Genomic DNA, 22,977 nt, shown 5'->3' with positions numbered 1-22,977 from the left:
GACAGCAACCGCTGCATTTCTGCCATGTGATCCTCATTTGATGTGAATCCGACACCTCCTTCATAAGTGCTGCAGCTTCGTTCGGGCCGCCCAGAAATAGGAATGGAACGACCCCGACCGCGCCCCATAAGCCGAGCCCCCGCACAGGCAGTGCAACGCCAGCAAGTGCAAACCCAGCCGCCTCCTAGGTCTTGGCTGGGTTTGCCATCACGCCGTGCGGCGCACGGCCTACTCTGGGGCTAGTAGGGCTCGGGCTCACCCGCGAACCGGCTCCGACATTTCCCCGCCTTCAGCACTTCCAAGATCGGCACTCCAGCCGCCGCAGCGAACTTGATCACGGCTCCAAGGCTGATGACTTGGCGCTCCCACTCTGGACGCCTAGATCGACTGAGGTAGACGGCCAAGACCCAACGCGAGATCGGATCGCTGCGCGTGTGGGCGGTGTTGACCACGGATTTGGCGCCCTGGATCAGCAAGGTCCTCAGATAGGCATCGCCGCGCTTGGTGATGGTGCCCAGGTGGGGCTTGCCACCGCTGGAATGCTGCTTGGGTACCAGGTGTTGGCGCCGATCTAAATTTGACCCAACGGTCTTGTTCTTGGCGGCTGCCAGCAGTGCCTTGGCGCCCAGCACCAGTAGGCTGCGCAGGTAGGCACCGCCGGCTTTGGTGATGCGCCCGAGCCGGGTCTTGCCGCCCGAGCTGTACTGGCCTGGCGTCAGGCCTAGCCAGGCCGCGAACTGGCGGCCGCAGTCGAAGTCATGCCCGTTGCGGATCATGGCCAGCAGGCAGGTGGCGGCTGTGGGGCCCACGCCGCCGAGCTGCATCAGCCGCCGGGCGCGCTCGTCCTCCTTGGCCATGGCGTGGATGCGGGCGTCGTACCGCCCGATGCGCTCATCCGGCCGGGCCCCTTCACTGAGCAGATCGCCGACGACGTTGTTGGCGTGGCCGACAGGTCAGGGGCTGCGCTGGGGCGCCTGCTCGATGCGCTGCAGCAGGGCATCCGCGTCAACGGGCTTGACGAAGTGCGTGTCGCATCCCGCGCTGCGGGCCCGGTCCACGTCCTCCTTCAGGCCATAGCCCGTGAGCGCGATGAGGGTCACGCCGGACATGGCCGCGCGTCCACGCAAGGTGCGTGCGACCTGGTAGCCATCCAGGCCGGGCAGCCCGATGTCCAGGATGATCACGTCGAAAGGATGCTGGTCTGCCAGGGCCAGGGCCCGTGCGCCGTCAAAAGCCAGGCAGACCTCGTGGCCGTGCAGTTGCAGGATGGCGCCCAGCATCTGCGCCGCATCGACGTTGTCATCCACCACGAGAACACGCCGCGCCAGCGCGCTGGCGCGCGGTGCCGTCGGCAAGGTCTGGGCGGAGGTGTGCGGATTCGGCAGCGGCTCCAGCAGGGGCAGGCGCACGCTGAAGGTACTGCCCTTGCCCAGGCCGGGGCTGGACGCGGTCACCTCGCCGCGATGCAACTCCACGAGCTGGCGCACCAGCGTCAGCCCCAGGCCCAGGCCGCCCTTGGCCCGGTCCAGGGTGCGATCGGCCTGGCTGAACAGGTCAAACACGCGCGGCAGCATGTCCGCCGAAATGCCCGCACCGTTGTCGCTGACCTGCACCAGCGCCTGCCGCCCCTCCGCACAGGCCTTGACCTGGATCTCGCCGCCCTCGTCGGTGTACTTCGAGGCATTGTTCAGCAGATTGGCAAAGACCTGGGTGAGGCGCACCAGGTCGCCATTGATCAGCAGCGTTTCGTCCGGCATCTCCACGCGCAGCGCCTGGCCTCGCGAGTCGATCAGGGCCTGGCTGACTTCGATGGAACGCTCGATCACGACGCGCAACTCGACCGGCGCCAGCTCCAACTCGGTCTTGCCGCGCGCGATGCGCGCCACGTCCAGGAGGCTGTCCAGCAGACGGCTCATCGCCTGCGTCTGCCGCTCGATCACGCCCACGGCCCAGGCAGCCGTCTCGCCCGCGGCGTCCTGGCGGGACAGCAGCTGCGCCGCATTGCGGATGGGGGCCAGCGGATTGCGCAGCTCGTGGGCGAGCATCGCCAGGAATTCATCCTTGCGACGGTGAGCGTCCATCAGCTCGCGCTCCGCGAGCTTGCGGTCGTCGATGTCCAGCATCAGGGCCACGTAGCCAGCGAACTCGCCGTCGGCGCCGACATGCGGAACACTGATGGAGCGCGTCCAGCGCGGCGCACCGTCATGGCGGCGCAAGCGGATGTCGATCTCCAGGCGCGCACGCGCCGCATAGGCCCGGGTCTGCTCGGCGAGGTAGCGCTGGCGGTCCTGCGAATGGACGAACTCCAGCCAGCCGCTGCCCAGCAGCATGTCCATCGAGGCCCCGGTGAACTCGGTGCAGGCGCGGTTGACGAACTGCGCCAGGCCCTGCTTGTCCTCCACCCGCAGCAGGGCGGGAATGTCGTCGGCCAGGCGACGGAAGCGGACCTCGCTCTCGATGCGCCGCCGCTCGGTGATGTCGCGCTCGGTAGACAGAAGCGCCACCGGCATGCCCTGCTCGTTGCGCAGCGCGGACATCACCACCGACACATTGACGCGCTGCCCGCCCCGCGTGCAGCGCAGGACATCCACCGGTCCGGCGGCGCCCGCCTCCAGGGCCCGCTTCATCAGCCGCCGCGTCTTGTCCTGGTCTTCGGCCGGCACGAGGTCGAAGATCGTCAGCTGCCGGGCCTGCGTTACCGTGTAGCCGAAGATCCGCTCCGCCCCCTGGTTCCAGTTGAGGATGAGCCCCTGAGGATCCAGCGTGAGCACCGCGTCGTTGGAATGGTCCAGCACCGAGGCCAGCTGGCGCACCTGCTGCGCGGCGTTGCGGATCACCGTGATGTCGATGTAGGTGACAACCACGCCGTCCACTTCACCAGTCTGCGTCAGGAAGGGCTGCAGCCGGCGCAGGTACAGCCGCCCGTCCAGGCTCGTGACCTCGGCATCCGAGCTTTGCCGCTGGTCGAAGGTGCGCTGCGCCTCCTGGGCGAACTGCGGGTCCTCGACACGGCTTGCGATGTCGCTGAGCAGGCGGCCCTCGTCACCGGCACGCAGGCTGAACAGCTGCATGGCCGCGGGGGTGAAGCGCCGGATGCGCATCTCGCGGTCCAGCAGGATGGCGGCCAGCGCCGTGCTTTCCAGCAGGTTGGACAGGTCGTCGGCATGGCGCGCCATCTCGACCATACGCTCCTCGAGCTGCGCGTTGACGGTGGCCAGCTCTTCGTTGAGCGACTGCAGCTCCTCCTTGGAGCTTTCCAGCTCCTCGGTCGAAGACTGCAGCTCCTCGTTGAGCGAGGACGCCTCCTCGCTGGCCAGGCGCAGCTCCTCGTTGCTGCGCTCCGCATCTTCCAGGGCCTGTGCCAGCTCGCGCCGGCTTTCTTCCAGCTCGCTCGAACTCTCGCCCGCAGGCGGGACGGGCGCTGCCGGCCCTGGCGCGCGGCCGGTGGCGGTGAAAGTCACCACGAAGGCACCACGGCCCGCCTTGCCCTGCACGGGCTCGGCCTGGATGAGCACTTGCTTCGTGAGCAGGCCGTCCTGTAGGGCGATCGGGCGCGAGGTGGCCGCGCCCTCGGAGAAGGCCTGCCGGATCAGCAGGCGCATCGCGGGCTTCAGCTCCGACCGGACAGTGCGCAGCAGCTCCTGGGTGGCATCGCCCTGCGGCGCCAGGAAGCGCCCGGTGTCGCCGTGGTAGTGCAAGGCGCGGCCCTCGCGGTCGATGAGGACCGCCGCGCTGACCTCGCGGCCCGTCAGGTGCAGGCGCAGGACGTCGCCGGCCGCCAGCGCGCGGTCGGCGGCTCGGTAGGCCGATTCCGTGGCGAGGCTGAGCGGCGCCACGAAACCTCGCGGGAGATGAGACCGCCCCCCCAGGCGCCGGTACATGCGCATGGGGCGGGAGACCGGCTCGAACAGGCTGCCGTGCCCGGTGAGGGACTCGGCCTTGCCCAGCCACAGCAGCCCGCCAGGCTTGAGCGCGAAATGGAAGAGCTGCACGATGCGATCCTGCAGCGTCTGTTCCAGGTACATCAGCACATTGCGGCACAGGAGCAGGTCCAGGCGCGAGAACGGCGTGTCGCGCGCCAGGTTCTGCGGCGCGAACATGACGCTGTCCCGCAGCGGCTTGCACACGACGAAGTCATCCCCCCGGCGCTCGAAGAAGCGCGCGAGGCGCTCGGGCGGCATCGCGGCATCGATCGAGGCCGGATAGACGCCGCGCCGGGCCACTGCCAGCGCTTCCAGGTCGATGTCTGTGCCGAACACCTGAACGGCCGGCGGCAGCCCGCGCTGCTCCATCGCCTCGATCAGCAGCATGGCGATGGAATAGCTCTCCTCGCCAGACGAGCAGCCGGGGGTCCAGACGCGCAGCGGGGGGGCGTCGCGTTGGCGCTCGGCCAGCAGGCCGGGCAGGACGCCGTTCGCCAGTTCGTCCCAGGCCTCGGAATCGCGGAAGAACTCGGTCACGCCGATGAGGAACTCGGCGGCCAGGGCAGCGCTCTCCTCGGCGGAGTCACGCAGCAACTGCAGGTACTCGCCCAGCCGCTGGCACCGGCTGCGCACCATCCGCCGGCGCAGACGCCGCCGCAGCATCCCAGGCCGGTAGAGCTGGAAGTCGTGCCCCGTTTGGTCCAGCACCAGGGCCAGGGCCTCATGAAGCAGGTCCTCGCTCTCGGCGCTGACGGCGTCGTCGCCGGCAGCGTCGTCCTGCAGCGCCTGCGGCTGGCGCTTCAGGTAGTCCAGCAGGGCCAGGGCCATGGCGCGCGGCGCCATCACCTCGTCAGCCGCACCGGAGGCGATCGCGCTTTGCGGCATGCTCGGGAACTCGGCCGTTGCGGGCGTCTGGGCGAAGGTCCAGCCGCCCGCGGCCTTCAGGGCCTTGAGCCCCGCGGTGCCGTCGTGGTCGGTGCCGCTGAGCACAATGCCGATCGCGCGGGAGCCGGCATCCTCCGCCAGGCTGGCCATGAAATGGTCGATGGGGCGCAGGCTGGTCGTCTTGTCGACGGGCTTGTCCTCGAAGGAGAGCACGCCGCCTTTCACGGTCATCCAGCCGCCGGGCGGCATGACATGGACCCGCCCGCCCTGGATCCGGTCGCCCGACTGCACCTCCTGGGCAGCCAGCGGCCCGGCGCGCTGCAGCAGCTCGGCCAGGTAGCTGATGTGGTGCGGCGGCAGATGGGTCAGGACCACAAAGGCCAGCCGATCGTCCGGCACCATGGCACCGAAGAACTCGCGCAGCGCCTCCAAGCCACCCGCAGAGGCCCCGAGCGCCACGATCATCGGGGACTCCGGCGGGGACGAAGAATCAGCGGGGATGATGAGGTGGTCGTTCACGGTGCTCCGGATGAGGGTTGCACCGCATGCATGACGCCGGTCGTCGCGAAAGCCGCCCCTGACGGGTGGCTCTCGCACAGTGCCTGTGCTTGTGCCTTGCGCAGTCTACTCCCGCGCGCAGGCGCCGCCGGCCAAGTCCCGCCTCATAGCTTGCCCAATTTCGCGGCGCAGCCCCTAACCGCGAGACCCCTGGGCAGCACACCGGGGCAGGAGCTCATCGCCGCATTGAAGGACGGCCTCGGCGGATGTGCCGGGCTAGCCCGGACCGAAGGCGCTGTCGAACAGCGACATCACCCGGGCGTTCGTCTCCTCGGACAGCTGGAAGCACTCGGCCAGCCGGCCCTTGGGAATCTCGAAGCGAACGAGAAAACTGCGCCGGGCGCCGGCCTGCTGGACCTCCAGGCCGGCTTGCCCCGTGATCTCCACGCGCATGCCGTCGGCGGCATAGCGCACCTGCACGTCGAAGGCCGTCACCGGATGGTGCTCGAAGCCGTCGGCGGCCGAGCCCTCCACCACCCAGCCCAGTTGCTCGCCCCGGACCTCGTAATGGAAGCCCTGCACCATCAGGGCGGCGTCCTGCACGAACAGCATGTAGGGGCTGAAGGGGACGAGGCCGATGCGGGGCGAGGCGAGGCCGTGCGGATGCGGCATCACCGACAGCGTGGAGTCCATGCTCACGAAAACACCGGGGCCATGAGCCCCCCCCGCGATCACGATCGAGCCCTCGAATGCCCCTGGCCTGAACATGAACGACGACCTTGCTGTTGCTTGAACTCGCATTCTCTGGGAAATCGGGGGCGTGCCTGAGCGCATGCCCGTCCCATGCGTCATGTCGACTCCATTCAATACCCCGCCCCCCCGAGCTGTGAGACTGCTGCGGCCGACACAATCACCGTCCACCATGTCCCCGATTGTTCTCCATCAAGTCCAGAAAACTTACCGCATGGATGCCGTCAGCGTTCCGGCGCTGCGCGACATCAATCTCCAGCTCTCGCCCGGGCGCTTCAGCGTGATCGCTGGCGCCTCGGGCAGCGGCAAGACCACCCTGCTCAACATCATTGGCTGCCTGGACCAGGCGGATGCGGGGGAGGTGCAGGTGCTGGGCGAGTCCGTCCGCGAGCTCAGCGACAACCAGCTGGCCGACCTTCGCGCGCGGCGCCTGGGCTTCGTGTTCCAGAACTTCAACCTGCTGCCCGTGCTGAATGCCTACGAGAACGTCGAGTACCCCACGCTGCGCCTGGGCCTCTCGGCGGCGCAGCGGCGCGAGCGGGTGGGCAGCCTGCTGGAGGCCGTGGGCCTGGCCGAGTTCGCCCGGCACCGCCCGGGGCAGCTTTCCGGCGGGCAGCGCCAGCGGGTGGCCGTCGCCCGAGCCCTGGCCAACGCGCCCGAGCTGGTGCTGGCCGACGAGCCCACGGCCAACCTGGACAGCAGCACCGGCGCCACCATCATCGCCCTGATGCGGCGCCTGCAGCGCGAGCGTGGCGTGAGCTTCGTGTTCTCCTCGCATGACCAGCAGTTGCTGGCCGAGGCCGACGAGGTCTTCCACATCCGGGACGGTGTCATCGCCCATCACGAGGACCGCAGCACCGCCCAGGAGACCCGCGCATGAACGCCACGACCTTCAAGCTGGCCCTGCGCAACCTGCTGCGCAACCGCCGCCGCTCGCTGACCACCCTGCTGGCCATGGTGGTGGGCCTGGGCGCCATCCTCATCTTCGGCGGCTACAGCCGCAACGCCATCCTGGGCATGGAAACCGGCTTCATCCAGCTCCACGGCCATCTGCAAGTGCAGCGCCAGGGCTACTTCCTCTACGGCAGCGGCAATCCGGCCAGCTACGGCATCAAGGACTACCAGGGCTTGATGCAGCGCATCCGCGGCGACGCCCTCCTGGGCCCCATGGTCAGCGTGGTGACGTCCAAGCTGGAGCTGGGCGGGCTGGCCGGGCACTTTGCCGCCAACCAGTCCACGCCCGTGGCCGCCGCCGGCATCGAGCCCGAGGGCCAGGCCGCGCTGCGCCGGTGGGACGAATACGGCGCTGCCATGTACTCCGCCCCGCGCGACCTGCGCGGCAGCCCGCCCAATGCCGTCGTCATCGGCCTGGGCGTGGCCCGCAAGCTGCAACTCTGCGCGGAGCTGCAGGTGGCGGACTGCCCGCCTCCGCCCGAGGCGGAGCAGGCTGGCACGCAGGAAGGCATCCCCGTCGACATCGCGGCCCTCAGCAGCGAGCAGGCGCAGGCCCGGCCCTCGGGCACGCAGGATCCAGTGCAGATCGAGATCCTGGCCTCCAGCCTGCGCGGCGCGCCCAATGTGGTCGCCCTGCAGGTGCTGCGCGCTGAGAACTTCGGCCTCAAGGAGTTCGACGACCGCGCCACCGTCATGCACCTGGCCCAGGCGCAGAAGCTGGTCTATGGCGGGCAGGCGCCGCAGGTGACGGCCCTGCAGATCCAGCTGCACCACACGGCCCAGCTGCCGGCCGCGCAGGCACGCCTGAACGCCCTGCTCAAGGAGCCGGGTGCCGCCACGCAGGCCCTGGAGGTGCTGGACTTCATGACCCTGGCGCCCATGTACCGCCAGAGCCTGGAGTTCTTCGACTCGATGTTCGGATTCATCGCCATCTTGATCGGCGTCATCGTGCTCTTCACCGTGGGCAACACCATGAGCACCGCGGTCATGGAGCGCACCGTCGAGATCGGCACCCTGCGCGCCCTCGGCGACCGCCGCAGCGGCATCCGCGGCCTGTTCCTGGCCGAGGGGCTGCTGCTGGGCTTGATCGGCGTGGTGCTGGGCCTGCTGGTGGCCCTGGTCGCGGCAGCCCTGATCAACCGCGCCGGTCTGAGCTGGACACCGCCGGGCTACGTCTATGCCTACCCCATCCGCGTGCGCCTGCTGGGCGACTGGGGCCTGCTGATCGGCAGCGCGGCAGGCCTGCTGAGCGTGGCCCTGCTCTCGGCCTGGTGGCCCGCCCAGCGCGCCGCGCGGCTGCAGATCGTGGACGCCCTGCGTCATGTCTGAGGAGTCAACCATGCCTCTTGCTTCATCCCGCCGCCGAGCGCTGGCGCTGGCTGCTTTGCTGGGCGTCCTGGGCCCCGCCCGCGCCGCCACTGATCCCCAGGCCTTGCTGGCCGCCAGCGATGCCGTGCGCAACCCCGACCACGGCTTCGGCCTGACCAACACCCTGCTGGAGTACCGGCAGGGCAAGCAGACCGACAGCAGCGTGCTGGCCGTCTATTCCAAGAGCGATGCCAGCGGCCAGTTCCGCAGCCTCGTGCGCTTCATGGCGCCGGCCCGGGACACCGGCAAGCTGATGCTCTACAGCGGCAAGGACCTCTGGTTCTACGACCCCGCCAACCGCGCCAGCATCCGCCTCTCGCCCCAGCAGCGCCTGCTGGGCCAGGCCTCCAACGGCGACGTGGTCACCGTCAACCTGGCCAGGGACTACCAGGCCACGGATGCCGTCGAGGAGGAGGTCAGCGACGGCGACCGCCAGAAGCGGCGCAGCTACCGCCTGAGCCTGGCCGCGCGCAACGCCGACGCCAGTTACCACCGCATCCTGCTGTGGATCAGCGTGGAGGGCATGCGGCCGCTGAAGGCGCAGTTCATGGCCGAGAGCGGCGCCCTGCTCAAGACCGCCTTCTACCGCCGCTACCAGCAGCAGCTGGGCGCCGAGCGCCCCACCGAGACCGTCATCATCGACGGCCTGGACCCCAGCTGGGTCACCGTCATGCGCCTGAGCGACTGGGCGCGGCGGGACGTGCCCGAGGCCTGGCTACAGCGCGACTACCTGCCGCGCTTCAAGCCCGAATGAGGCCCCTTCAACGCGGCGGGCTCGCGGCGCTGGCCCTGGCCTGTTTGTCCTGCTCGGCGGCAGCGCAGGGCACGGCCACCCAGAACGAAGACCAGGCCCTGCGCCTGGCTGACCTCGCCCCCGAGGCATCGCCCCCCGCTCCAAGCAAGACCTGGCACGGCCATGCCGAGCTGGCCTGGGGCCGGGCCCTGCAGCGCAGCCTGTTGGGTCCCGAGACCTGGGGCACACAGCAGCGCCAATCCCTGGTGCTGCAGGGCGAGGTCCAGGCCAGCCCCGATTGGCGCTGGCTGGGTACCGCCCGCCTCGACCACAGCGATCCCGCCCAGGCGCCGTATCCGCAGGCCCTGCTGAGCCTGCAGGAGGCGTATGCCTCATGGCGCGTCAACGAGCAGCTGCTGCTGGACGCCGGACGTATCAACGCGCGCCAGGGCCTGGGCACGGGCTACAACCCCAGCGATTTCCTGCGCAGCGGCGCCCTGCGCTCACAGATCTCGGCCGACCCGGCCAGCCTCAAGACCAACCGCATGGGCACAGTGATGCTGCGTGCCCAGCGCCTGTGGGAGGGCGGTGCGCTGACGGCGCTCGTGGCCCCCAAGCTGGCCGAGGCTCCCAGCCAGGCGGGGCTCAGCGCCGACCTGGGCGCCACCAACGAACGCAGCCGCTGGCTGCTCAGCTGGAGCCAGCGCTGGAGCGAGAACCTGCAGCCGCAGTGGTCCCTCTATGGCGCGGACGGCCAGTCGCCGCAGCTGGGCTTCAACCTCAGCAGCCTGCTCGGGCAGGCCACCGTGCTCTACCTCGAATGGGCCGGCGGGCGCGCACCGGACGCCATCGCGCAAGCCCTGCCCCTGCCCGGCACACCTCGCCACTGGCAGCAGCGCCTGGCCACCGGCCTGCGCTACACGGCCGGCAACAAGCTCTCGCTGACCCTCGAATGGGCCCACGACAGCGCCGCCCCCGATCGCCAGGCCTGGCAGCAGCTGCAGACCCAGCCCGCGGCCTACCTCGCCTACCGCCGCTGGGCCCACACGGCCCAGGCGCTCAACACCCGCGGCCAGTGGGGCCTCTACGCCAGCTGGCCCGACCTGCTGGGCTGGCAGCACCTGGACCTCAACGCCCTGCTGCGCCTCAACCCCGAGGACCACAGCCGCATGCAGTGGCTGGAGCTGCGCTACCGCTGGCCAGGCCTGGACCTGGCGCTGCAGTGGCAGGCCCAGCAGGGCCGGCCGGGCAGCGAGTACGGCAGCCTCCCGCAGGCGCGGGCCTGGCAGCTGAGCGTGCGGGGCTATTTCTGACCGCAGCGCTCAATACCCCAGCGTGAACCGCTGGCCGATGAACTGCGGCTGCTCGGCCTCGGCCACCAGCGCAGCGGCCAGGTCGGCCACGGTGACGCGGCTGTGGCCTTGGGCGTCGAAGACCGGCTCGTCACGGCCCAGGCGGTAGACGCCCGTGCGCTCGCCCGGCTCCAGGTGCATGGCGGGGGACAGGAAGGTCCAGTCCAGGCCGGCGCCCTCTTCGCCCTTGAGGCGGTTCAGGGCCTCGCGGGCGGCCAGGGCGCCGGCCTTCCATTCGGCCGGGAATTCCGGCGTATCGACCAGCTGAACGCCCGGCGCGATGAAGAGGCTGCCGGCGCCGCCGACCACCAACAGGCGCCTGACGCCCGCCGCCTTGACGCCCGCATTGATGGCGGCCGAGCCCCGCAGAAATTCGTCGTGCAGCTCGGCATGGCCCCAGCCGGGGTTGTAGGCGCTGATCACGGCGTCCACGCCACGCACGGCGGTGGCCACGGCGCTGGCGTCGGTGACGTCGGCCTTCACCGTCTGCAGGCCCGCCTGGCTGGCCAGCTTGGCAGGGTCACGGACCAGGGCCCGCACCTCGTGGCCGCGGGCCAGCAGTTCCTTCAACAGCGCGCTGCCCACGAAGCCGGTGGCGCCAATCAGAGCGATCTTCATACGATGTCCTTTCAGTAGGCGACCGCCCTGGGTGACTGCGGCGGTCGCTGTGTTGCGATGGATGAACTTTAAAAACTTCACAGTCCAGCGATAAGACGGCAGAATCAGCCAGCACTGTTTAGAAAAACTTCATGACCGACCCGTTGAAACGCATGGGGAGACGCCATGCTTGAGCAGTTGAAGCGCATGGCCGTGCTGGCCACCGTCATCGAGCAGGGCAGCTTTGCCGGCGCCGCCCGGCAGCTGCAGACCAGCACCTCGGCCGTCAGCCAGCAGGTGCGGGCGCTGGAGCGGGACATGGGCGTGACCCTGCTGCACCGCTCCACCCGCAAGCTGAGCCTCACTCCCGCCGGCAGCCGCTTCCACGAGGGCTGTGCCGCCATGCTGGCCGCAGCCCGCGAAGCCCAGACCCAGCTGCACCAGCTGCGCGACGCCCCGCAAGGCGAGCTGCGCGTGGCGGCGCCGGTGGGCTTTGCCCGCCAGCTGGGGCCGGCCCTGGCGCCGCTGCTGGCCGCGCACCCCGGCCTGAGCCTGCACCTGGAGGTGGACGACGGCTTCACGGATCTCGTCGAGAAACGCATCGACCTCGCCATCCGCTTCGGCCGCCTGCCCGACAGCGCCTGGGTGGGAACGCGCATCGGTGAGAAGCACATCTCGCTCTACGCCGCGCCGGCCTACCTCGCCCGCCATGGCGTGCCCACGCTGGAGACCCTGGCCGACCACGACTGGCTGCTGCTGCGCCCGGATGCCAGCGGCCGCCACCGCCTGCCCCTGCCCGGGCCGGGCAGCCGCGTGCTGGAGGTCCAGGCCCGCGCCACCAGCAACAACCAACTGAGCCTGCAGCAGCTCTGCGAGGCCGGCTTGGGTCTGGCCCTGCTGAGCCCCGGCGACGTCGGCGAGGTCGCGCAAAGCGGCCGCCTGCTGGCCCTGCTGCCCGAGCTGGCCTGGCCGACCCTGCCCATCCACGCCCTCAGCCCGCAGCGCGATGCCCAGCCCGCCAAGGTGCGCCACGCCATCGCTGCGCTGCGGCAGTTCTTCCAGGCGGCCGGCAAGCCCGCCGCATCGATCGACCCTTCGCCTCAAGAGACGCCATGAACACCGAAGCCCTCCTGCACGACGGCCCCCTGGCCGGCCTCAAGGTCCTGGAACTGGGCCAGCTGATCGCCGGCCCCTTCGCCGGCAAGACCCTGGCCGACTTCGGCGCCACAGTGATCAAGGTAGAACCCCCGGCCGGCGCGACAGCAAGTGGCGGCGACCCCCTGCGCCAGTGGCGCATGCTCCACGAGGGCGAGAGCGTCTGGTGGCAGGTGCAGAGCCGCAACAAGCAGAGCATCACCCTGGACCTGCGCGAGCCCGCCGACCGCGCCCTGGCCCGCCGCCTGGCGGCCGAGAGCGACGTGCTGATCGAGAACTTCCGCCCCGGCCTGATGGAGGAATGGGGCCTGGGCTACGACACGCTCGCGGCCGACAACCCCGGGCTCATCATGCTGCGCATCAGCGGCTTCGGGCAGACCGGGCCCTACCGTGACCTGCCCGGCTTCGCCGTCGTGGCGGAGGCCATGGGTGGCCTGCGTCACCTGATGGGAGAACCGGGGCGGCCGCCGGTGCGCGCGGGCGTGAGCCTGGGCGACACCCTGGCAGCGCTGCACGGCGTGATCGGCGTGCTGCTGGCCCTGCAAGCGCGCCAGCGCACCGGCCGCGGGCAGGTGGTGGACGTGGCGCTGTACGAATCCGTCTTCAACTGCATGGAGTCCCTGCTGCCCGAGTACAGCGCTTTCGGGGCTGTGCGCGAGCCCGCGGGCTCCGCCCTGCCCGGCATCGCGCCCAGCAATGCCTACCGCTGCGCCGACGGGCAGGTGGTGATCGGCGGCAATGGCGACTCCATCTTCAAGCGCCTCATGAGCGCCATCGGCCGCGAGGACCTGGGCCAGGATCCGGGCCTGGCCGGCAACGCGGGCCGCGCGGCGCGCGTGGACGAGCTGGACGCCGCCATCACCGCCTGGACCGTGCAGCGCCCGGTGGACGAAGTGCTGCGCCTGCTCCAGGCCGCCCGCGTGCCGGTGGGCCGCATCTACACCGCACGAGACATCGCCGAGGACCCGCACTACCGGGCCCGCGGCATGATCGAAACCATCACCACAGCCAAGGGCCTGCGGCTGGAGGTGCCGGGCGTCGTCCCCAAGCTCAGCGACACGCCGGGCCGGCTGCGCAGCCTCGCCCCCGCGCTGGGTGAGCACAATGCCGCCGTGCTGGGCCCCCTGACCCGGCCCTCCGCCGATTCAAGCAAGACCTGACCCTCTCGGTGCCTTCATGAACCTCAGCCCCGCGGCCTGGGCCCGCATCCTGCCTTTCCTGCTTTTCCTGGGCCTGCTGGCCCTGCGCGGCGTCATGGCCGACCTCGGCTGGCTCGACGCCCGCTGGATCTACGCCCTGAACCTGCTGCTGGTGGGCGGGCTGCTGGCCTGGAGCTGGCGCGGATTCGGCGAACTGCACCGCCAGAACCGGCCGCAGGGGCGTGAATGGTTGTGGAGCGTGGCGCTGGGGCTGGCTGTCTTCCTCGCCTGGATCCACCTGGACGCGCCCTGGATGCAGATCGGCGAGCCCACTGCCCCCTTCGTGCCCACCCAGGCCGACGGCCGCCTGGACTGGCCCCTGATCGCCGTGCGCTGGCTGGGCGCCACGGCCCTGGTGCCGGTCATGGAGGAGCTGTTCTGGCGCAGCTTCGTGATGCGCTGGCTGGAACATCCGCAGTTTGAATCCGTGCCGCCGCAGCGGGTGACGATCAAGCCCGTGCTGATGGCCACCTTCGCCTTCATGCTGGTGCACCCGCTGTGGCTGGCCGCCATCGTGGCAGGCGCAGCCTATGCCTGGATCTACATGCACACCGGCCGGTTGTGGAACGCTGTGATCGCCCACGCCGTCACCAACGGCGCCCTGGGACTCTGGGTGGTGGCCACCGGAAACTGGCAGTTCTGGTGACGCGCCCGCCGGCGCCGCGCGCCGCTCAGTGGGTGCCGTCGTGCGGCGCCTGCAGGGCCCGCTCGATGCGCCGGTCCGGCACCAGCCACACGATGGCCACGCCCACGAAGACAGCCTGCGACAGCGCCGGCAGCACGAAGGCCAGGGGCAGCGCAAGGGCGTATGCCACGGTCGACCAGGTCCCCTTGCGATCACGCCCCAGAGCGCGGGCCACCACAGAGTCCGGCCCCTCGACGCTGAGGATGCAGTGCGCCAGCAGCCAGTAGGCGACGGCCGCCATCAGCAGCACGAAGCCGTAGACGGCCGTGGGCAGGGCACCGAAGTGGTTCTCACCCATCCAGCCGGTCACGAAGGGCAGCAGGGACAACCAGAACAGCAGGTGTAGATTGGCCCACAGCACGCCGCCGCTGACCTTGCGCACCGCGTGCAGCAGGTGGTGATGGTTGTTCCAGTAGATGCCCACGTAGACGAAGCTCAGCACATAGCTCAGCAGCACGGGCAGCAGGGGCAATAGGGCCGCCAGGCTGTCGCCGTGCGGCACCTTCAGCTCCAGGACCATGATGGTGATGATGATGGCGATGACGCCGTCGCTGAAGGCTTCGAGGCGGGCCTTGTGCATGGGGAGGGTCCTCCGGGTTCCTGGTCTCAGGTCTGGACGTTCGGGCGGCGCTGCAGGTGCCTGAAGCGCTCGAAGAGCCAGCCGCGCATGCCCATCAGCAGGGTGTACTGGCGCTTCTCGGCGTCTGGCAGCTTCTGGTCCAGCAGGTGCTGGCGGGCGAAGTCCTCGGCCACGCGCTGCAGGCGCTCGTTGAGCTCACGGGCCTTGGCCGGGGTCAACTGCCCGTGGACGAGCATCAGCAGCTCGCCCTCGCCATCGAAGCCGCCGGCGTAGAAGTCCTGCATCACCTCCTCGCGGAAGTACTGCATCACCGGGCCCTGGGGACGCCAGCGGAAGGTCTTGGCGACCTGCAGCCTGTAGCGGTTGAGCGGGCGCAGCTCGATGATGCCCAGGCGGTCCAGCTGGGCCAGGTAGCGGGTCACCTCGGCCTCGTCGAGCCGGTAGTGGGCGCCGATCTGCTCGGCCGTCCACTGGCTGAGGCAGCAGATGGCCATCAGCAGCAGCTTGTCATCGGCCACCACGGCGCGTTCCTGCGCCAGCGTCAGCTCGCGGCGCAGGGGCCGAGCCTCGGCCAGCCTGCGCGAAAGCTCGGCGAAGTCGCAGCGCAGCACGCGGCAGATCTCGTCGATGCGCGACAACGGCATCTCGCCGCCGCTGGCGAACATGCGCTTGACGCTGGACTCCGACAGCCCCAGCGCCTGGGCCAGTTGGCCATAGCTGATGGACTGGGCCTTGAGTTCCGCCTTGATGAGGGCGAGCAGGTCATGGGTTCCGGACATGGCGCAACGGTAGCAGCAGACGCTACCTCCGGTGCCAAGGGATGGCCCGAAGCTGCAATTCCGGCCGCGGCCGCGGCCGGATCGACACAGCATGAGGGCATGAATCCCTGCCCTGCGCCCGTCCATGTCCCGCCAGCCTGGCGCCCGGTCTTGAGTCTGCGGGTTTTCGCCAGCACCCACCTTTTCGGGGGGGCGGAGTCATGAGGCGATACTTCGCCGGCCGGCTGGAAGTGCTGACCAACACAGCGGAGGACCGGGCCCCGCAGCCGGCGGATCATGGGCCCAGCGACCTCCGGGAGGATCACATGCAACACAACCCATCCATCGTCCGCCGCGACACCGCCGCCTGGCGCCTGCAAGTCTGGATCTCCTTCGGCCTCAGCGTAAGCCTGTGCGCCATCGGCCTGGCCTGGCTGCCAGGCGAGGATCTGGACCGCGCCTTCATGGTGATGGGCTACATCTTCTGCCTCTCCACTGCCTTCGTGCTGGCCAAGTTCATCCGCGACAACCAGGACAAGCCCGTGGACACGCCCATGTGGCGGGTGGTGGTCTGGAGCGCCTTCTTCCTGGCCATGGGCCTGACGGGCTGGGGCCTGTGGCGCATGGAGATTCAGCCAGTCTGGAAGGCCTATCTGCTGGTGTGCTGGTTCTACCTGATCTCCAACGTCTTCACCCTGGCCAAGATGCTGCGCGATGCCCATGACGCCGATGTCGCCGAGGCCCGCTACCACGGCCGGCGCCAGGTGATGCACGAGGACACCACGCCCGCGGCCTGATCCGCCGGACCGGCCCCGCCCCTTTCCTGAAAGGACACGCCATGACGCCCCTGCGCCACCGACTGAGTGCCTGTGCCCTGATCGCCGCCCTGTGCGCGCCGCTGCCCGGCCTGGCCCATGACCCGTCCGCCGACCTCAGCCTGGTCTCCATGCTGCCCGTGGCCGTCTCGGTCGCGGCGCCGGTGGCCATGCTGTCGGCCGGCACAGTGCTGACCGTGGTGGCCGTCGAGGCCAGCGCGCAGGGCACCGTCTGGATCCTGGAGCGGGCCTCGGACGGCGCCCGCATCAGCATCCGCTTTGCCGGCAAGGTGCTCAAGGGCGCCGCGATGTCGGCGGGGACGGCGGTCACCGTCTCGGTGATCGCCACGGGCACGGTGCTGTCCATCGCGGGCGAGGCCATCTGCTTCATCCCCAACGAGATCGGCGCCTCCCTGCTCTACAACGAGAAGGTCAGCAAGTGAAGGCCAGCACCACCGCCCTGCTGCTGGCTGCGGTGGTGAGCGCGGCCCAGGCAGGCCGCCCCTGCGAGGAAAAGCCGCTCACCCGGCCGCAGATCGAGCAGGGCATGGCGCTGGCCCAGCTCACGGCCCAGCGTCTGGACGCCAGCGGCGCGCAGGTGCTGGTGCTGGCCCGCGCGGGGCAGGACCTCTCCAAGTACGGCCTGCAGTGGTCCCACCTGGGCCTGGCCTACCGAAGCGAGCAGGCCGGCAAGCCCGTGTGGCGCGTGCTGCACAAGCTCAACCACTGCGGCACGGCCGACGCGGCCATCTACCGCCAGGGCCTGGGCGAGTTCTTCCTGGACCGGCCGCACCGGTACGAGGCCGCCTACGTCGTACTGAAGCCCGCGCTGCAGCAGGCCCTGCTGCCGCTGCTGCAGGATCCCCAGCGCCTGCTGGCGGTGCACGAGCACCGCTATTCCATGGTGGCCTACCCCTGGGCCACCCGCTACCAGCAGAGCAATCAGTGGGTACTGGAGTCCATCGCCCTGGCCACCGACCCCACCCTGCAGGGCCGCGCCCAGGCCCAGGCCTGGCTGCGCGCCCAAGGCTACCAGCCCAGCGACCTTCGCATCTCCACCCTTTCCCGGCTGGGGGCGCGCGTCGGCATGGCCAATGTGGCCTTCGACGACCACCCCAACGCCAAGCGCTTTGCCGGTCATATCGAGACCGTCACCGTCGATTCCATGTTCGCCTGGCTGCCCCGCGCGGGACTGGGCGAAGCCGCCGTCCTCATCAAGCCTTGAAGAAGTCCGCCATGTCAGACGCCCACGATCAAGCCCACGGCAACCAGTTCAGCCTGCTCGCCCAGCGCCGCTTCGCGCCCTTCTTCTGGACGCAGTTCCTGGGCGCGGGCAATGACAACCTCTTCAAGTTCGCCTTCACGATGCTGATCACCTACCAGCTGCAGCTCTCCTGGCTGCCGCCGGCGCAGGCGGGGCTGGCCATCGGGGCGCTGTTCATCCTGCCCTTCGTGCTCTTCTCGGCCACCAGCGGGCAGCTGGCCGACAAGCTCGAGAAGGCCGGCCTAATGCGCCGCATCAAGGAGCTGGAGATCGCCATCATGGCCCTGGCCGCCTGGGGCTTCTGGACGGCCAACGTACCCGTGCTGCTGGCCTGCGTGCTGCTGATGGGCCTGCATTCCACGCTCTTCGGCCCGGTCAAGTTCGCCTACATGCCCCAGCACCTGGACGAGCGCGAGATCACCGGCGGCAACGGCATGGTGGAGATGGGCACCTTCGTGGCCATCCTGCTGGGCAATGTGGCGGGCGGCCTGCTGATCGCCACGCCCGAGGTGGGCCGCCATCACGTGGCCCTCACCGCCCTGGGCCTGGCGGTGCTGGGCCGGCTCACGGCGCAGATGATTCCCCACAGCCCGTCCACGGACCCGAGCCTGAAGATCAACTGGAACCCCTTCACCGAGACCTGGCGCAACCTGGCCCTGGCGCGCGAGCAGCTGGCGGTGTTCCGCTCGCTGCTGGGCATCTCTTGGATGTGGTTCTTCGGCGCCGTCTTCCTGGCCAACTTCCCGGCCTTCGCCAAGGAGGTGCTGCACGGCAACGAGCAGGTGGCTTCGCTGCTGCTGGTGGTGTTCTCGGTGGGCATTGGCACGGGCTCGCTGCTGTGCGAGATGCTCTCGCGCCGCCATGTGGAGATCGGCCTGGTGCCGTTGGGCGCCATCGGCATGAGTGTCTTCGCGCTGGATCTCAGCGCGGCCTCGCAGGGCCTGCCGCCGGTCGCGCAAGCCCTGACCCTCTCCGAGTTCCTCGCCCAGCATGCGCACTGGCGCATCCTGATCGACCTGTGCCTGATGGCCCTCTTCGCCGGGCTGTACAGCGTGCCCATGTACGCCCTGATCCAGATGCGCTCGCAGCCCAGCCACCGGGCGCGCATCATCGCGGCCAACAACATCCTCAACGCCCTCTTCATGATCGCCAGCTCCCTGATCTGCGGCGTGCTGCTGGGCGCGGGCCTGAGTCTGCCCCAGCTCTTCGGCCTGTTGGGCCTGGCCAATGCGGTGGTGGCGCTGTACATCTTCCTGGTGGTGCCGGAGTACCTGCTGCGCTTCTTCGCCTTCTGCCTCTCGCGCCTGATCTACCGCTTCAAGCTCAAGGGTGACGAGCACATCCCGCTCAAGGGCGCGGCCGTGCTGGTGTGCAACCACGTCAGCTTCATCGACGCCGTGCTGGTGATGGCCGCCAGCCCCCGCCCCATCCGCTTCCTGATGGACCATCGCATCTTCCGCATGCCGGTGCTGGGCTGGCTGTTCCGCCTGGCCAAGTGCATCCCCATCGCCCCGCAGAAGGAGCACCCGGCCATCTACGAGGCGGCCTTCAAGGAAGCGCAGGCCGTGCTGGCCGACGGCGAGCTGCTGGGCATCTTCCCCGAGGGCGGCATCACCCGCGACGGCCAGCTGCAGCCCTTCAAGGGCGGCATCATGAAGATCCTGGAGGCCCAGCCCGTGCCCGTGGTGCCGCTGGCGCTGCAGAACCTGTGGGGCTCCTACTTCTCCCGCATCGAGCAGGGGCAGGCCATGGTGCGGCCCTTCCGTCGCGGGATCTTCAGCCGCGTCGGGCTGGTGGCCGGGCCGGCGCTGGCGCCTGAGAACGTGACGCCGGAGGGGCTGCAGGCGCAGGTGGAGCGGCTGCTGGCTGTCTGATGGCATCGGCTGGCCGCGGCGTCGAGACGATGCCCGACACCCGGCCAGGCAAGTCCTGATCTCAGACCTGTTTCAGGGAGACAAGAGCATGCGAACACTGGTGCTGGTACTGCTGTGGCTCGGCGTTGCCGGATTCGGCCTGATGACTCTGTGCAGCGGCGTCTTCCTGCCCATGGCCCCGGCCATCGCCCTGCCCTTCGGCCTGGTCGCCGCCGGGCTGGGCTGGGTCTGCTGGGCCAAGGCGAGCGCCCTGAGTCGGCGGGATCCGCCCGATCACGGCCCGGCGACGCCCCCTCCGCAACCGTGAGGCTGCTCGCCGAGTCCGCCGACGCTGCTGCCCGGCTGCACGGCCTGCTCGAGTTCACCGCCATGGCCCTGGGCGCCGCGCTGTACCGCCACGCCCGTCAACGCAGCGGCCTGCCCGCCATGACGGCCAAGGGCAGCTTCGCGCTGATGGTGGGGCTGCTGGTGGGCGCCGGGCTGGGCAACAAGCTGGTGTTCCTGGTCGAACGTCCCGACTACTGGCTCGCCTTCTGGCAGGGCGGCCAGCCGATGCGGCTGGGCCAGTCCCTGGTCGGCGGGCTGCTGGGCGGGCTGATCGGCATCGAGCTGGCCAAGGCGCTGACCCGCCAGCCGGCCTCCACGGGCGACCTGATGGTGGGGCCTCTGGCCATCGGCATTGCGCTGGGCCGGGTCGGCTGCTTCCTGGCGGGCCTGCATGACGACACCTACGGCCTGCCCAGCACCGTGCCGTGGGCGCTGGACCTGGGCGACGGCCTGCCGCGGCACCCGACGGCGCTGTACGAGATCGCCTTCGTGCTCACGCTGGCCGCCCTGCTGCACCGCTGGCGGAATCGCCTGGCGCTGGTGCCAGGTCTTGCCTTCAAGGGCTTCCTGGCCGGCTACCTGCTGTGGCGCTTGCTGATCGACGGACTCAAGCCGGTGCGCGTGCCTTATGCGCTGGGCCTGAGCGGCATCCAGTGGGTCTGCCTGCTGGCGCTGCTGTGCTATCTCCCCTTCGTGGCCCGCGCCGCCCTTCGGCTCCGCAAGACTTCGCGATGACACGCAAGACCCGACCCTACCTCTTCTACGACACCACCCAGTCCGTCTGCACCCAGTGCCTGCGGCCCGTGGAGGCCAAGATCCTGATCAAGGACGAGCAGGTCTTCATGGACAAATGGTGCCCCGCCCACGGCACCGAGCGCGTGCTGATGGCGGACGACGCCGCCTACTACCGCCTGTGCCGCGAGGTCTTCGTCAAGGCGCCCGAGATGCCGCAGCGCTTCGCCACGCCCATGCAGCACGGCTGCCCCTACGACTGCGGCCTGTGCCCGGACCATATGCAGCACAGCTGCCTGTCCGTGGTCGAGATCACCGACCACTGCAACCTGCGCTGCCCGACCTGCTATGCCGGCTCGGGCCCCGAGCGGCTGACGCACCGCAGCCTCGAGGAAGTGATCGCCATGCTGGACACCGTCGTGGCCAGCGAGGGCGAGGCGGACGTGGTGCAGATCTCCGGCGGCGAGCCCACCCTGCATCCGCAGCTCTTCGAGATCCTGGACGCCGCGCGCGCCCGGCCCATCCGCCACCTGATGCTCAACACCAACGGCCTGCGCATCGCCCAGGAGCCGGGCTTTGCCGAGCGCCTGGCGGCCTATGCGCCGGGCTTCGAGGTCTATCTGCAGTTCGACTCCCTGCAGCGCGATCCGCTCCTGGACCTGCGCGGCGCCGACCTGCGCCGCATCCGCGCCCAAGCCCTGGAGCGGCTGGAGGCCGTCGGCCTCTCGACCACGCTCGTCATGACGGTCAAGCGCGGGGTGAACGACGAGGAGATCGGCGACATCATCCGTCACGCCAGCACCTGGCGCTGCGTACGTGGCGTCACCCTGCAGCCGGTGCAGAACGCCGGCCGCGTCGAGGCCTACGAGGCGGCGCGCCACCGCCTGACGGTCAGCGAGATCCGCCGTCGCATCGTCGAGCAGTCCGGCGTGTTCACGGCCGCCGACGTGGTGCCCGTGCCCTGCAACCCGGACACCCTGGCCATGGCCTACGCCCTGCGCGGCCCCGGGGGCTCGCTGCAGCCCCTGACGCGCTTCCTGGACCCGCAGACCCTGGTCGAGGGTGCCGCCAACACCATCGTGTTCGAGCGCCAGCCGGATCTGAAGGCGCAGGTCTTCAAGCTCTTCTCGACCCAGCATTCACCGCAGTCCCAGGCCAGCTGCCTCAGCGAGCTGATGTGCTGCCTGCCGCAGATCTCGGCCCCCGCCGACCTGAGCTACCGCGACGTGTTCCGCGTGCTGATCGTGCAGTTCATGGACGCGCAGTCGCTGGACATCCGCGCCCTGAAGAAAAGCTGCATCCATATGGCGCAGCCGGACGGCCGCATGATTCCCTTCGAGAGCTACAACCTCTTCTACCGCGACGGGCTGGAGGCCGACCTGCTGGCGCCGATCCGGGCGGAGCTGGCGGTCCAGCACGCGCAGCGGCGCGCGACAGGGCTGCAGCCGGTGCAACCCCCTGCCCGGCGCCAGGCCTGAGCCTGCCGGCGGCAGACCTGCTGTTGCCCGGTGCGCACGGCCGCGGGGCTGCCGGGGCACATACTGCCCCGCGCCCTGGTCAGAAAAGTCGCGCTTTTAGGGGGCCGCGCCCTGGCGGCCGCACCGCTTTGACGCATCATGGCCCTCTCAAGAGCCGCCACCGAGGTGATGCATGCCCCGCGCCACGCTTCCTGATGCCTCCCGCCGCGCCCTGCTGCGCCAGCTGGGATCCACGATGAGCCTCGCTGCCCTGGGCGCGCCCGCCCTGGCCCAGGACAAGGTCTACAACTTCTCCCCCGTCAACCAGGCCGGCATCCCGCTGATGGCGGGCTACTGGAACCCCATCATTGCCTATGTGTCGGAGAAGAGCGGGGTGAAGCTGGTGCTGAAGCTGGGCCGTACCTCGGCAGACACCACCAGCTATGTGCTGGCCCAGGAGGTGGACTTCGTCTTCAGCAACCACCTCTTCAGCCCTGAGCGCGAGCAGCTGGGCTGGCGGGTCTTCGGCAGGCGCATGACACCGCCCATCCACGGCCAGATCATCGTGCCGGCCGATTCACCCATCAAGGACCTGGCCCAGCTGGAGGGCAAGGATGTCGCCTTCCCAGGGCCCGAGGCCCTGGTGGCCTACAAGTTTCCCTATGCCCAGTTGCTGAGCCGCAAGATCAATGTGCGCGTGGTCTTCGGCGGCAACATGGACGGCGCGCTGACCCAGCTCTACAGCGGCAAGGTGGCGGCCTGCGGCGCCAATTCCCAGCTGGCGGAGAGCCACGCCCGCCGCGAGGGCAAGGCCTACCGCGTGCTGTGGAGCTCGGACGCCCTGCACGACCTGGCCCTGATGGCCTCGGCCCGCGTGCCGGAAAAGGACATGCAGGCCGTGGCCCGCGCCTTCGTCAACATGCACAAGGACCCGCGCGGCCAGGCCATTCTGGAGCAGGGTTCGCAGGCCTTGGGCCTGACGGGCGATGCGCATTTCATTGCCTCCGATGGCAGCGAGTACGCCGCCTACCGCCGCTTCTACCAGACCGCCCCCGCCCAACTGCGCTGAGC

20 protein-coding genes and 2 pseudogenes are annotated in these 22,977 nt (G+C 69.7%); 15 read left to right on the top strand and 7 right to left on the bottom strand.

The annotated features are described in order from the left end of the window. Nucleotides 1-448 precede the first annotated feature (448 nt). From H5407_RS23985 to H5407_RS01290, 4 genes and pseudogenes are all read right to left on the bottom strand, one after another. Nucleotides 449-557, bottom strand: a pseudogene (locus H5407_RS23985) (transposase); the annotation flags it as partial. Nucleotides 558-593: 36 nt separating this feature from the next. Next, nucleotides 594-836, bottom strand: a pseudogene (locus tag H5407_RS24815) (transposase); the annotation flags it as partial. 117 nt (nt 837-953) lie between these two features. After that, entirely contained in the window at nt 954-5,327 is a 4,374-nt protein-coding gene (locus H5407_RS01295) for a chemotaxis protein CheB (protein ID WP_183102594.1), read from the bottom strand. A 255-nt stretch (nt 5,328-5,582) separates the two neighbouring features. Continuing rightward, a complete protein-coding gene (locus H5407_RS01290; protein WP_183102593.1) occupies nt 5,583-6,005 on the bottom strand; it encodes a hypothetical protein in 423 nt (140 codons plus the stop codon). Between the two features lie 223 nt (nt 6,006-6,228). Here H5407_RS01290 and H5407_RS01285 point away from each other — a divergent pair, with 223 nt between their 5' ends. The 4 genes from H5407_RS01285 to H5407_RS01270 are packed head-to-tail and all read left to right on the top strand — an operon-like array spanning nt 6,229 to nt 10,424. Continuing rightward, nucleotides 6,229-6,936, top strand: coding sequence for an ABC transporter ATP-binding protein (locus H5407_RS01285; RefSeq protein ID WP_183102592.1), 708 nt, complete (start codon nt 6,229-6,231; stop codon nt 6,934-6,936). Further along, on the top strand, nt 6,933-8,339 hold the full coding sequence (locus H5407_RS01280; protein ID WP_183102591.1) for an ABC transporter permease: 1,407 nt from the start codon (nt 6,933-6,935) through the stop codon (nt 8,337-8,339). Before H5407_RS01285 ends, H5407_RS01280 begins: the two co-directional genes overlap by 4 nt. 10 nt (nt 8,340-8,349) lie before the next feature. Then, nucleotides 8,350-9,132, top strand: a complete 783-nt coding sequence (locus tag H5407_RS01275; RefSeq protein ID WP_183102590.1) for an outer membrane lipoprotein-sorting protein — start codon at nt 8,350-8,352, stop codon at nt 9,130-9,132. Next, the gene (locus tag H5407_RS01270; protein WP_183102589.1) at nt 9,129-10,424 is read left to right on the top strand and encodes a hypothetical protein; all 1,296 of its coding nucleotides are present in this window, start codon (nt 9,129-9,131) and stop codon (nt 10,422-10,424) included. Before H5407_RS01275 ends, H5407_RS01270 begins: the two co-directional genes overlap by 4 nt. Before the next feature lie 9 nt (nt 10,425-10,433). Here H5407_RS01270 and H5407_RS01265 read toward each other — a convergent pair whose 3' ends face one another. Next, nucleotides 10,434-11,081 carry an NAD(P)-dependent oxidoreductase gene (locus tag H5407_RS01265; protein WP_183102588.1) on the bottom strand — a complete coding sequence of 216 codons (648 nt, stop codon included), beginning with the start codon at nt 11,079-11,081 and terminating at the stop codon, nt 10,434-10,436. Nucleotides 11,082-11,246: 165 nt separating this feature from the next. Here H5407_RS01265 and H5407_RS01260 point away from each other — a divergent pair, with 165 nt between their 5' ends. The 3 genes from H5407_RS01260 to H5407_RS01250 are packed head-to-tail and all read left to right on the top strand — an operon-like array spanning nt 11,247 to nt 14,060. Then, nucleotides 11,247-12,176 (top strand): LysR family transcriptional regulator, encoded by a 930-nt coding sequence (locus H5407_RS01260; protein ID WP_183102587.1) that lies wholly within the window; start codon nt 11,247-11,249, stop codon nt 12,174-12,176. Continuing rightward, nucleotides 12,173-13,375 (top strand): CaiB/BaiF CoA-transferase family protein, encoded by a 1,203-nt coding sequence (locus H5407_RS01255; RefSeq protein ID WP_183102586.1) that lies wholly within the window; start codon nt 12,173-12,175, stop codon nt 13,373-13,375. Before H5407_RS01260 ends, H5407_RS01255 begins: the two co-directional genes overlap by 4 nt. Nucleotides 13,376-13,391: 16 nt before the next feature. Further along, nucleotides 13,392-14,060 carry a CAAX prenyl protease-related protein gene (locus H5407_RS01250; protein ID WP_183102585.1) on the top strand — a complete coding sequence of 223 codons (669 nt, stop codon included), beginning with the start codon at nt 13,392-13,394 and terminating at the stop codon, nt 14,058-14,060. 25 nt (nt 14,061-14,085) lie between these two features. Here H5407_RS01250 and H5407_RS01245 read toward each other — a convergent pair whose 3' ends face one another. Further along, a complete protein-coding gene (locus H5407_RS01245) occupies nt 14,086-14,679 on the bottom strand; it encodes a TMEM175 family protein (RefSeq protein WP_183102584.1) in 594 nt (197 codons plus the stop codon). 26 nt (nt 14,680-14,705) lie between these two features. Next, nucleotides 14,706-15,458 (bottom strand): helix-turn-helix transcriptional regulator, encoded by a 753-nt coding sequence (locus tag H5407_RS01240; RefSeq protein ID WP_183102583.1) that lies wholly within the window; start codon nt 15,456-15,458, stop codon nt 14,706-14,708. 305 nt (nt 15,459-15,763) lie between these two features. Here H5407_RS01240 and H5407_RS01235 point away from each other — a divergent pair, with 305 nt between their 5' ends. The 8 genes from H5407_RS01235 to H5407_RS01200 all read left to right on the top strand — a co-directional run bounded on the left by H5407_RS01235 (nt 15,764) and on the right by H5407_RS01200 (nt 22,975). Further along, complete coding sequence (locus tag H5407_RS01235; protein WP_183102582.1) at nt 15,764-16,234, top strand: YiaA/YiaB family inner membrane protein; 471 nt, start codon at nt 15,764-15,766, stop codon at nt 16,232-16,234. 41 nt (nt 16,235-16,275) lie between these two features. Further along, nucleotides 16,276-16,695, top strand: a complete 420-nt coding sequence (locus H5407_RS01230) for a hypothetical protein (protein WP_183102581.1) — start codon at nt 16,276-16,278, stop codon at nt 16,693-16,695. Further along, nucleotides 16,692-17,477 (top strand): DUF2145 domain-containing protein, encoded by a 786-nt coding sequence (locus tag H5407_RS01225; RefSeq protein WP_310737595.1) that lies wholly within the window; start codon nt 16,692-16,694, stop codon nt 17,475-17,477. The genes H5407_RS01230 and H5407_RS01225 overlap by 4 nt, the downstream gene beginning before the upstream one ends. Nucleotides 17,478-17,488: 11 nt before the next feature. Continuing rightward, nucleotides 17,489-19,390, top strand: coding sequence for an MFS transporter (locus H5407_RS01220; RefSeq protein ID WP_183102580.1), 1,902 nt, complete (start codon nt 17,489-17,491; stop codon nt 19,388-19,390). An 88-nt stretch (nt 19,391-19,478) separates the two neighbouring features. After that, nucleotides 19,479-19,697, top strand: coding sequence for a hypothetical protein (locus H5407_RS01215; RefSeq protein ID WP_183102579.1), 219 nt, complete (start codon nt 19,479-19,481; stop codon nt 19,695-19,697). Beyond that, nucleotides 19,694-20,452 (top strand): prolipoprotein diacylglyceryl transferase, encoded by a 759-nt coding sequence (locus H5407_RS01210; RefSeq protein WP_220800391.1) that lies wholly within the window; start codon nt 19,694-19,696, stop codon nt 20,450-20,452. Before H5407_RS01215 ends, H5407_RS01210 begins: the two co-directional genes overlap by 4 nt. Beyond that, the gene (locus tag H5407_RS01205; RefSeq protein WP_183102578.1) at nt 20,449-21,927 is read left to right on the top strand and encodes a radical SAM protein; all 1,479 of its coding nucleotides are present in this window, start codon (nt 20,449-20,451) and stop codon (nt 21,925-21,927) included. The genes H5407_RS01210 and H5407_RS01205 overlap by 4 nt, the downstream gene beginning before the upstream one ends. A gap of 172 nt (nt 21,928-22,099) precedes the next feature. Further along, entirely contained in the window at nt 22,100-22,975 is an 876-nt protein-coding gene (locus tag H5407_RS01200; protein WP_220800390.1) for a phosphate/phosphite/phosphonate ABC transporter substrate-binding protein, read from the top strand. The last annotated feature ends 2 nt before the right edge of the window (nt 22,976-22,977 follow it).

This window comes from Mitsuaria sp. WAJ17 (genome assembly GCF_014174515.1).
Lineage (GTDB): Bacteria > Pseudomonadota > Gammaproteobacteria > Burkholderiales > Burkholderiaceae_C > Roseateles_B.
This window is presented reverse-complemented; position numbering and strand designations above follow the sequence as displayed.

Coding starts and splice junctions, on each gene's coding strand:
- H5407_RS01260 (WP_183102587.1), top strand. CDS start 11,247: ATGCTTGAGCAGTTGAAGCGCATGGCCGTGCTGGCCACCGTCATCGAG.
- H5407_RS01245 (WP_183102584.1), bottom strand. CDS start 14,679: ATGCACAAGGCCCGCCTCGAAGCCTTCAGCGACGGCGTCATCGCCATC.
- H5407_RS01250 (WP_183102585.1), top strand. CDS start 13,392: ATGAACCTCAGCCCCGCGGCCTGGGCCCGCATCCTGCCTTTCCTGCTT.
- H5407_RS01215 (WP_183102579.1), top strand. CDS start 19,479: ATGCGAACACTGGTGCTGGTACTGCTGTGGCTCGGCGTTGCCGGATTC.
- H5407_RS01240 (WP_183102583.1), bottom strand. CDS start 15,458: ATGTCCGGAACCCATGACCTGCTCGCCCTCATCAAGGCGGAACTCAAG.
- H5407_RS01230 (WP_183102581.1), top strand. CDS start 16,276: ATGACGCCCCTGCGCCACCGACTGAGTGCCTGTGCCCTGATCGCCGCC.
- H5407_RS01285 (WP_183102592.1), top strand. CDS start 6,229: ATGTCCCCGATTGTTCTCCATCAAGTCCAGAAAACTTACCGCATGGAT.
- H5407_RS01265 (WP_183102588.1), bottom strand. CDS start 11,081: ATGAAGATCGCTCTGATTGGCGCCACCGGCTTCGTGGGCAGCGCGCTG.
- H5407_RS01280 (WP_183102591.1), top strand. CDS start 6,933: ATGAACGCCACGACCTTCAAGCTGGCCCTGCGCAACCTGCTGCGCAAC.
- H5407_RS01255 (WP_183102586.1), top strand. CDS start 12,173: ATGAACACCGAAGCCCTCCTGCACGACGGCCCCCTGGCCGGCCTCAAG.
- H5407_RS01220 (WP_183102580.1), top strand. CDS start 17,489: ATGTCAGACGCCCACGATCAAGCCCACGGCAACCAGTTCAGCCTGCTC.
- H5407_RS01270 (WP_183102589.1), top strand. CDS start 9,129: ATGAGGCCCCTTCAACGCGGCGGGCTCGCGGCGCTGGCCCTGGCCTGT.
- H5407_RS01235 (WP_183102582.1), top strand. CDS start 15,764: ATGCAACACAACCCATCCATCGTCCGCCGCGACACCGCCGCCTGGCGC.
- H5407_RS01205 (WP_183102578.1), top strand. CDS start 20,449: ATGACACGCAAGACCCGACCCTACCTCTTCTACGACACCACCCAGTCC.
- H5407_RS01200 (WP_220800390.1), top strand. CDS start 22,100: ATGCCCCGCGCCACGCTTCCTGATGCCTCCCGCCGCGCCCTGCTGCGC.
- H5407_RS01275 (WP_183102590.1), top strand. CDS start 8,350: ATGCCTCTTGCTTCATCCCGCCGCCGAGCGCTGGCGCTGGCTGCTTTG.